The organism is Butyrivibrio sp. AC2005, from assembly GCF_000424145.1.
GTDB lineage: Bacteria > Bacillota > Clostridia > Lachnospirales > Lachnospiraceae > Butyrivibrio.
Genome location: NZ_AUJI01000010.1, coordinates 230,893 through 239,327, shown reverse-complemented (window position 1 = coordinate 239,327; position 8,435 = coordinate 230,893). Strand labels below are relative to the sequence as shown.

Below are 8,435 nucleotides of genomic sequence, written 5' to 3'. Positions count from 1 at the left end.
GTAAGCGGTGCAACAAGCGCGTACACGGGCTTTTGAAACCAGAAACGATTATATTGTTTCTGGTTTTTTATAATTTGCTATTATTAAAATGCAGTTATTAGCCGATATCGTAAATGAGATACTATTTGTTATCAAAGTTGTACATGGAGGTCGACTATGATTATAAAAGATCCGGGTTTTTTACGATATGATCCAGGTTTAAAGGATCAAGTTCCTAAGATTGACATTCCTAAAAAGGCTGAACCAGTATTTATAAAAGAAAAATTAGAGCAAATATTAGCTGAAGACCCAGATAATCCGCTTAAAGAAAAGCTGTCAAGTGCTGTTTCTGTTGAGATTTCTGAAGAAGGAAAGAAACTATCAGAATCTGTTTCAAACTCAACCGAGAATTATAAAGAAGCAGGTGTAACCAGTCAACGAGAGCCCTGGGAATCTTGCAGTAAAGAATTTATAGGTTATGACAGGAAAGACTGGTTAGGCAACGACAGTATGCTATATGCATTCAGAGTAGAAGATCCGGATGGCTATGCTGATTATATCAAGCTCCTGGATGAGGCCATAAATAGTCGAATAAAAAAACACGATGGGGTAACTGAAATCTTTGATTGGAATGAAGATAGTTTAAAGCTTTTATATAAAGCATACAGTAGATTTAGTGATTTCCGTGATCTTAAATATCAGAATGATCCACAAATGAATAGAAATTCTGTACGGAGATCAACTATCGATATTCTTGAGAAGACCTATTCTGATTCAAAACATGACTTAAGCATCAATACGCATTTTACAGGTGAGGATCTCAAACCAAAGAATATATTTTCCGGAGCAAGTCTTTGGAGATATAGTACTAAGTTCAATATGCTCATGTCTACGGATTTGCTTGAGAAACTGACATACGGCAGCGATGACGATAAGCGTAATATACTCAAAGTAATTGATAAGTCAGTTAATGAAATGAAAGATATAGAAAAAGCCTATTCCGGTAATAAAGAATTCCTTAGATTTGGTGTTACACTTGACGATAATGGAAAAGTCTCATATCACGCCAACTATAAGGACTGTTCAAATCCTTACGGAATCGAAGCCAACAGTGCAGATGATCTCTTAAAAAAGCTTATGTCCGACAATTGAAAATGTGAAACCATACCAGGCAGTTCTCAACCCGAGAGCTGCCTTTTTTATGAGATCAATCAGCTATCATTCAAAACTTTTGCAATTTTTACAAGTTTTGAAAGACAAGCATACGAACTGCCCTGCAGACCATGTGTCCGCAGGGTTTTTTTTTGTGATTTTTGATCAGGCTGTATCTGCCACAGGATTATCGGAAGCTTCTGCGGTCTTCCGTGGCGGCTTTGGAATTACAGGTGCAGGGAACATGCCTGAATACATCTGATTCCTGTTTTCAGCGCATTCCTCTTCGTAAGTGTGGAATGCATCTGACCACGGGACCATGTCCTTAAGGCATTCACGGTCAGTGATATTTCCGTATTCATCCAGATGTTCCGGCATCTTTTCTATGAGATATTTGATATATGTATAAGGATTGACGTTGTTTGCTTTTGCAGTCTCCACAATGGAATACATGGCAGCATTTACCTCTGCTCCGGTAACGGTATCAGCAAAAAGCCAGTTGGCTCTGCCCACGCTGTAACCACGGATATGGCGTTCGCTGCTTCCATTGTCGCATGGGATGTTTCCATCTTCAAGGAACCTTCGAAGGTATACTTCCTGGTTTATGGCATAGTCAATGGCTTTTGCAAGCTTCTCGGAGAATATCATTTCTGACTCGGCCAGTTCATGGATATATTCAAACAGGGAACCCATCTTCGGGGCAACAAACTCTTTCCTTGCAAGGAGTCTGTCATCAGCTGTCATGTTCTTAAGCCTGTTTTCTTCCTCGTAGACTTCCCTTATCAGCATGAGGGCCTTTACCTCGGGCATCTCAAGTATCTGCTCATCCGTAAGTCCTTTCAGGTCATTGACAAAAAGTGCAATGGCAAAATACCTGCGGCAGTGCATCAGGCATCCTGTAGCCAGGATCCTTCCTTCACTTTCTTCCTCCATAACATGATAGGATATATATGCATCACAGGTGATATAACCATGGAATTCAAGAAGGAGTTTCCTTAAGTGGTCAGTGCCTCGTGTTGCTTCATAAAAGAACAGTATTATAGGATTGCAGGAAGCCAGCTCACTGGTACTGTGAACCCAGAGAAAACCCTTTGTTCCTGCGGCTCTTCCGTCTCTGTTTACGAGAAGATATGTTTCATCACACTGATGATACCTGCACTGCAGCATGAGCTCTGTAAGGTACTCTATGACCGGGCGAGTTATCACAGGAACGAGTTCGTTTACCCACCTTATGATGACCTGTCTTGAAAGGGCAAGCCCCCAGTTGTTGTAGTCATCGGACTGCCTGTAGAAGGGCAGCGCAAGCACAAACTTCCTGTACAGTATGTCTGCAAGGAGTGATGCTGAAAGATATGATCTGTCTTTTATGGGATTTTTATAGGGAACGGTCGACATCCTGTGTTCAAGACCTGACGATATCACAGGAGTAAATATCCTTTTTACATAGATGGGGCACTCTATCTTTTCGATAGTGAAATGTTCGTGCCAACTGGCTATTCGCCAGTTGCCCTCACCGTATTCTTCATTGAGCTTGTCTATATCAAGGTCATAAAGCAGCTGCATAGGAAGGTTCATTATGGATTCATACAGGTTAGCTGTACGTGTACCTTTTTTAGAACCGTTGTCCTTTGTTACATGGCTGCCATTATTGCCGGAATTGTTCTGCCCGTCTTTACCGGGATCTTCAGAACGTGACTTTTTGAGATCCTCAAAACTTATGAGGCTTCCTTTCTTTTTTCCACGTTCATCGGAATCTTCAACCTGGCTTTCATCCTCAAACTCTTCAGGAGGGTTCTGCGCATTCTCAAGGGAATCAATGAATTTCTCTGTATGACGTCCGAATATCATCCTAGTCTTAAGGGAGAGCTGTTCATTAAGCTTAGCAATGACTTTTTTGCAGTCTCCAAGCTCCTTTTTTGTGTCTTCGAGCTCTTTCTGCATGGCACGGAATGCGAGGGCACTTTCCGTGTTTATCCTGTCACTTGCATTTTCCCTGAGCGTTTTTTCCTCGATCATGTCATACATGGACATGCAGAGCTCTCGCAGATAGTACTCCCCCAGACCATTTATGGTTTTTTCAAAGTTTTTCCTATCTGCTTTCATCCCTGCATCCTCCCTCAGTGTTTCATGACCATTTCTTTAACAGTACGTCAAGTGCCTCGATCATTTCCTGCTTTTCCTTTAAAAGGCGTCTGTTCTCTGCCTTTAATGAGCTGATGATCTCATCCTTCTCAGCAAGAAGTCTTACATGGTCAGTGATAGCTTCGGGAGTCTTTGTCTGCTCCGGGGTAACGGCTGCCTCTGATTTCTTTTTCCCACTCTTTCCAGTCGGTATCACCTCACCGGTCTCTTCGTCGATCTTTCCGATGAGGGTACGCTTGGAGCGTGGCTGCTTCTTTTCCTTATCCCAGTAGGACTCGGACTCATATACATAGGTAACTCCGGAACGTTTGTCGGTGTGCTTTACAATAGACATCTTCTTGTCCTCCATAGTGATAATTTACCACATACCTATGCTAGTGTCAATAAGCTAGTGGTAATTATTTCATGAATTATCACTATGTTTTTTAGTGTCTGCGTTCAATCCGTACAGGGTCAGGCACACGTTTTTTACCGACTGAAGGGTCAATGGAGAATCCATCCATCAGACGCATGAATTCTTCTCCGGAGAGATTCCGTGCTTCCTCCTCAGAACGAGGCCACTGGAAGGAACCTTCCACAAGACGTATGTAAAGAAGTATGAACCTGTCTCCGGTCCACAGGATTCCCTTGAGCCGGTCTTTACGTGTGCCACAGAATAAAAACAGCGTGTCCTTTTCTAATGGATCACGGTTATATCTGAGTCTTACAAGCGCGGAGAGTCCATCAATACCCTTGCGAAGATCACAGCGCCCAACCAGAATAACGACCTTTGAAAAAGTAAGCCCGTTAGCATTAAGCATGCTTCACCGCCCTTAGTACAGAAGAGAGTGCGGCTTCATCGACTGATCCATCCAGTTTTATAGAGACTCCGTGAAATGAGAGTGTCATGGAAGATGGTTTCTGCGGGGCAATAACTTCCGGCGAACAACTTGGCTGTTGTACAGACTGAACCATAGGCAGCTCTACAAAGGCACCCTGCCCATTGTCTTCTGAAGTATCGAACAGTGATTGCATGTCAGCACCGTCTTTGAGCATCTTTTTCCTGACATTGCGCTGCCATCTATAAAAAGAGTTCTCGGGAATGCCATGTTTTTCACAGAATTCCCTTTTGTTGAGTCCACTTTCAGCCTGCGCCTTAAGCACAGGTATCCAGCTCTGAAGTCTTACATCCATTACTTCTGAATCCATAAAAAATCCTCCTGTATTGGTAGTATTCTCTAAGAGAATACTACCAATACAGGAGGGTGGTTCCTAGACGCGCTTGTTGCACCGCTTACAAATAAAGAGTGCTTTTCACTATGAGAACATTTTATTAAATTTGGTACCCATGAATTAAAGATATATGGATACCAAATTAAGAAGAAACCATCTGCTGCGAAAATATGGAAAAAATATACTCAAAAATTTTTCCAAAAGGATACCAAAGTGATAAAATTGAAGTCATATTGAAAAAATTGCATACAAGCAAAAACTGGATGATTATTTATAAAGAAAAGCAGAAAGTATATAAAGAAATGCAGAAAGGACAGGCAACCGATGAAAATAGTAGCAGCAGAAATTGACAGTGTCGGAAATGATATAGATTACAGCAGTCTTTCTAAGCTGGGTGATATTACCTTTTATAAGGACAAGATTACAAAAGATAATGTGAAGGAGCGTCTAAACGGAGTAGAAATTCTTTGCATTAACAAATCCAGAATTACGGCAGAAATACTTGAGCAAACGCCGGATCTCAAACTTATCTGCGAATTTGCTACCGGTTTCGATAACGTGGATATAAAGGATTGTGCTAAAAGGGGAATCAAGGTTGCCAATGTAGCAGGCTATTCAACAGCATCCGTTGCTCAGCATACGTTCGCGCTTCTGTTCTATATTATGGAGGCTCTTAAGGATTACGATGAATTTGTCAAAAGCGGTGAATATGCTGCCCAGGAGCATTTCTGCAAAATGGATATTCCTTTTCATGAAATTGAGGGAATGACCTGGGGAATTATCGGAATGGGAAATATTGGCAGAAAAGTTGCCCGGATTGCTACTGCCTTCGGAGCAAAGGTTATCTTTTACTCTGCATCAGGAAGAACAGACCATATCGATGAAGATAAAGAATACGAGATGGTAAGTTTTGATGAGCTGCTTACAAGGAGTGATGTGTTGTCACTGCATTGTCCGCTTACGGATAAGACCAAAGGGATAATAAATAAGGATGCTCTTGCAAAAATGAAGAAATCAGCAATTCTTATCAACGTTGCAAGAGGTCCGGTGGTTAATGAAGAGGATTTGGCAGAGGCTTTGGAGAATGATGAAATAGCTGCCGCAGGACTTGACGTACTAACTGTAGAGCCTATGAAAAAGGATAGTCCGCTTCTTGAAATCCAGGATAGCAAGAAACTGTTTGTAACACCTCACATGGCCTGGGCCAGCGTTGAAGCCAGAAGCCGCTGCGTTGAAGAAGTGGCAAAGAACATAATTGCATTTGAAGCAGGCGAAAGCAGGAATATAGTAAACTGAGCAGGAGAAAAAGTGATATAGAAAAAGCAGAAAGGAAGCATATAAATGAGAATTACATTAAAAAACGAGACACTTGCTGTTGAAATCGACACAGCAGGTGCAGAGATCAAAAGTGTAAAACGAGATAGTAAAGAATACATGTGGTGCGGAGATCCCAAGTTTTGGGGACGAACATCACCGGTACTTTTTCCCTTTGTAGGAGCTGTTGCAGATAAGACATACAGATACAATGGGAAAGAATATCCCATGGGACAGCATGGTTTTGCCCGTGACATGGAATTTGAGGTTGTGGAAAAAGATGATAACCATGCGGTATTCTCATTAACATCAGACGAGACAACTCTTCAGAAGTTTCCGTTGGATTTCAAGCTTACAATCTCCTACACACTGGATGGAGATAATATAACTGTTGGCTGGAAGGTGGAAAACACAGGAGATGCAGAGCTGCCATTTGCAATTGGTGCCCATCCTGCATTTAACTGTGAGCTTAATAAGGACGGAACACTTAAGGGAAATTCGGTTGTACTTAAGACCGACAAGGATATTCTCACGGTGAGAAAGTTCCATGATCCTCTTGCAGCAAACGAAACATATGAACTTAAACTAAACGGGGAGAAAACTATCGAGGTTGATGAGCACACCTTTGATAACGGAGCTATTATTCTGGAAAACAGCCAGGTTTGTGGCGCTGGAATAGTGGATTCAGAGGGTAAGATGTTCGTTGAAGTAACCTTTGATGCTCCTCTTCTTGGAATCTGGTCACCTTCAGGGAAAAATGCTCCATTTATCTGCATCGAACCCTGGTATGGAAGAGCAGACAGAGAGGGCTTTTCCGGTGAGCTGAAGGATAGAGAGTGGAATCAGACTCTTGAGCCGGGAAAAGAATTTGAAGCAAATTACAGTGTGAAATTTTCATAATAAAGCAGACAGTATTATATTCGGAATAAATTTATGACTTCTTGCTTGCATTTGCATGTAAGAAGTCATAGTTTTTTCTGCATTTTATGTGCATATAGCGTTTTTATGGTTTTGTGTCTATTTTCTTTGTTTCACAATTTGAGTCTAAGATTGGAAGGATTCATTCAAGACGCGCGGTACATTTTTTTAAAATCAGGGATTAAGGCAGCGTAATTGAATTAAAATAAGCTCTGAATTCATTTTCAAGCTCGCTATCCATGCGCTTTTCATATATAGGAAACATTTGCACCATATTGTAATGGAATTGAATAATTTGTTTATAGTTGTCCTGGACGTGCTTTTGCATAAGCAGTCGGTAAGTGAAATGTTTTCCTTTATCTTCAAGATCGTTGCCGGGTTCACTGCTGTGCCAGGATGGTAATGATTGCTGTAAAAAATCCCGTACATGCATGTTGTATGCACGTTTATAGGCATCTGCAAGAGAGTCCTGTCTTGGTCGTAGTGGCATATGGGAATCCTGAAGTTCATTGTTTTCCCAACTATTTGTCCATAACGCATATATCATCATGTGTGCTGCGGAAAACTCGGAAAAAGCGAATAATCTGCTCATTAGTTTTTCTTTTAATTCTGAAATGATCTGTTCATCATTATCATAATCTGATTCAAACAAGGTGCCCTTGGGGAAGTTATCATCCCAAAAATGATTTATTAAATCGAATGCTTCCTGCAGAGTGTAATTCTGTGGAGTAAGGTTATCGCATAATTCTTCTGTGTCCTCACACATTTTCTGAAACATGAATCTGTAATTATCCTCAATCTGATGCTTCTTAATAGAAACGGCTATATCATCTGAATGTGCACCTATGAAACCGGGTATAACAGACGAAATCATTATCCCGACCATGCCTCCAAGTAAAGGCGCCTGTCCGCTTATAAAAAGCGAATACAATATCCATGAGATGGGGCCGCAGGTAAGTATACCTGCTGTAGATATGCAGGCGACATCTATTATATGCTTGATGTTGTTTTGCTTATTTTTGATATCTTCTTCAAATTGGTTCAGGTTCTTGTATTGCTCAGTAATTGTCAGGTCATTCATAGGCATTCCCTTTTTGTTATATATTTTACCATATTAAGATAAAGATTAATTGGTGAAATGTTTATTTACAAAAGAGGGAAAGTGTAAGGTTTACGAATCTCCAATAGATATCCAGCTTGATAGAGATGATAAGACCATGGTTGAGCCGGATGTGGTTGTTATTTGTGAGAGGGATATAATAAGGCGGAAGAATGTTTTTGGTGCCCCGGACTTTATTTTGGAAGTGTTATCTAAATCTACCAGGAGAAAAGATATGCTCCTAAAAAGCTATAAATATATAGAGGCCGGAGTCAGAGAGTACTGGATGATTGATCCGGATAAAAAGCTTTTGATTAAGTATGACTGCAGCAAAGAAGACGCTATTCCCGAAATAAAGCCACTAAAGGGTAAAGAACCGGTCCTTATATATGATGGGAAACTGGAAATTGATTTGGACGAAATTGAAGCTATTATTGATGAATATGAACAAATTCCGGAGGAGTAGTGGGATATTATTGAGTTTGGTAAATGGGATTACCTGATAATTGCGATTATATCTTCAAAACTTGCGAAGGATAGATTGTTTTATTTTTTCGTGTGAGATATTATAAAGGAAGCGCTGATACATCGTAATCGGGTTTTTATAGTATATTCACGA

10 protein-coding genes are annotated in these 8,435 nt (G+C 40.8%); 5 read left to right on the top strand and 5 right to left on the bottom strand.

The annotated features are described in order from the left end of the window. Positions 1–156: 156 nt before the first annotated feature. Positions 157–1,131, top strand: a complete 975-nt coding sequence (locus tag G602_RS0102580) for a DUF6033 family protein (protein ID WP_026657527.1) — start codon at positions 157–159, stop codon at positions 1,129–1,131. A gap of 165 nt (positions 1,132–1,296) precedes the next feature. Here G602_RS0102580 and tnpC read toward each other — a convergent pair whose 3' ends face one another. The 4 genes from tnpC to tnpA all read right to left on the bottom strand — a co-directional run bounded on the left by tnpC (position 1,297) and on the right by tnpA (position 4,461). Then, positions 1,297–3,234, bottom strand: coding sequence for an IS66 family transposase (tnpC, locus tag G602_RS0102575; protein WP_026657526.1), 1,938 nt, complete (start codon positions 3,232–3,234; stop codon positions 1,297–1,299). A gap of 22 nt (positions 3,235–3,256) precedes the next feature. Further along, on the bottom strand, positions 3,257–3,607 hold the full coding sequence (locus G602_RS0102570) for a hypothetical protein (RefSeq protein ID WP_026657525.1): 351 nt from the start codon (positions 3,605–3,607) through the stop codon (positions 3,257–3,259). 91 nt (positions 3,608–3,698) lie between these two features. Beyond that, positions 3,699–4,073: an IS66 family insertion sequence element accessory protein TnpB gene (gene tnpB / locus G602_RS0102565; protein WP_026657524.1), complete on the bottom strand. Its 375-nt coding sequence runs from the start codon at positions 4,071–4,073 to the stop codon at positions 3,699–3,701. Then, positions 4,066–4,461: an IS66 family insertion sequence element accessory protein TnpA gene (tnpA, locus tag G602_RS0102560; RefSeq protein ID WP_026657523.1), complete on the bottom strand. Its 396-nt coding sequence runs from the start codon at positions 4,459–4,461 to the stop codon at positions 4,066–4,068. The genes tnpB and tnpA overlap by 8 nt, the downstream gene beginning before the upstream one ends. A gap of 194 nt (positions 4,462–4,655) precedes the next feature. On the opposite strand from tnpA, the gene G602_RS30845 reads away from it, so the two are divergent. The 3 genes from G602_RS30845 to G602_RS0102545 are packed head-to-tail and all read left to right on the top strand — an operon-like array spanning position 4,656 to position 6,699. After that, positions 4,656–4,835, top strand: coding sequence for a hypothetical protein (locus G602_RS30845; RefSeq protein ID WP_026657522.1), 180 nt, complete (start codon positions 4,656–4,658; stop codon positions 4,833–4,835). Beyond that, positions 4,810–5,781, top strand: a complete 972-nt coding sequence (locus tag G602_RS0102550; RefSeq protein ID WP_026657520.1) for a D-2-hydroxyacid dehydrogenase — start codon at positions 4,810–4,812, stop codon at positions 5,779–5,781. The genes G602_RS30845 and G602_RS0102550 overlap by 26 nt, the downstream gene beginning before the upstream one ends. A gap of 45 nt (positions 5,782–5,826) precedes the next feature. Further along, positions 5,827–6,699 (top strand): aldose 1-epimerase family protein, encoded by an 873-nt coding sequence (locus G602_RS0102545; RefSeq protein ID WP_026657519.1) that lies wholly within the window; start codon positions 5,827–5,829, stop codon positions 6,697–6,699. A 199-nt stretch (positions 6,700–6,898) separates the two neighbouring features. Here G602_RS0102545 and G602_RS0102540 read toward each other — a convergent pair whose 3' ends face one another. Further along, a complete protein-coding gene (locus G602_RS0102540) occupies positions 6,899–7,798 on the bottom strand; it encodes a hypothetical protein (RefSeq protein WP_026657518.1) in 900 nt (299 codons plus the stop codon). A 52-nt stretch (positions 7,799–7,850) separates the two neighbouring features. Between G602_RS0102540 and G602_RS24870 the strand changes: the two genes are divergently transcribed. Further along, positions 7,851–8,282, top strand: coding sequence for a Uma2 family endonuclease (locus tag G602_RS24870; protein ID WP_049945011.1), 432 nt, complete (start codon positions 7,851–7,853; stop codon positions 8,280–8,282). Positions 8,283–8,435 lie beyond the last annotated feature (153 nt).

What these genes read in the sequence shown, in the direction of transcription:
- G602_RS0102580 (WP_026657527.1), top strand. Translation starts at nt 157, where the DNA reads ATGATTATAAAAGATCCGGGTTTTTTACGATATGATCCAGGTTTAAAG.
- tnpC (WP_026657526.1), bottom strand. Translation starts at nt 3,234, where the DNA reads ATGAAAGCAGATAGGAAAAACTTTGAAAAAACCATAAATGGTCTGGGG.
- G602_RS0102570 (WP_026657525.1), bottom strand. Translation starts at nt 3,607, where the DNA reads ATGTCTATTGTAAAGCACACCGACAAACGTTCCGGAGTTACCTATGTA.
- tnpB (WP_026657524.1), bottom strand. Translation starts at nt 4,073, where the DNA reads ATGCTTAATGCTAACGGGCTTACTTTTTCAAAGGTCGTTATTCTGGTT.
- tnpA (WP_026657523.1), bottom strand. Translation starts at nt 4,461, where the DNA reads ATGGATTCAGAAGTAATGGATGTAAGACTTCAGAGCTGGATACCTGTG.
- G602_RS30845 (WP_026657522.1), top strand. Translation starts at nt 4,656, where the DNA reads ATGGAAAAAATATACTCAAAAATTTTTCCAAAAGGATACCAAAGTGAT.
- G602_RS0102550 (WP_026657520.1), top strand. Translation starts at nt 4,810, where the DNA reads ATGAAAATAGTAGCAGCAGAAATTGACAGTGTCGGAAATGATATAGAT.
- G602_RS0102545 (WP_026657519.1), top strand. Translation starts at nt 5,827, where the DNA reads ATGAGAATTACATTAAAAAACGAGACACTTGCTGTTGAAATCGACACA.
- G602_RS0102540 (WP_026657518.1), bottom strand. Translation starts at nt 7,798, where the DNA reads ATGAATGACCTGACAATTACTGAGCAATACAAGAACCTGAACCAATTT.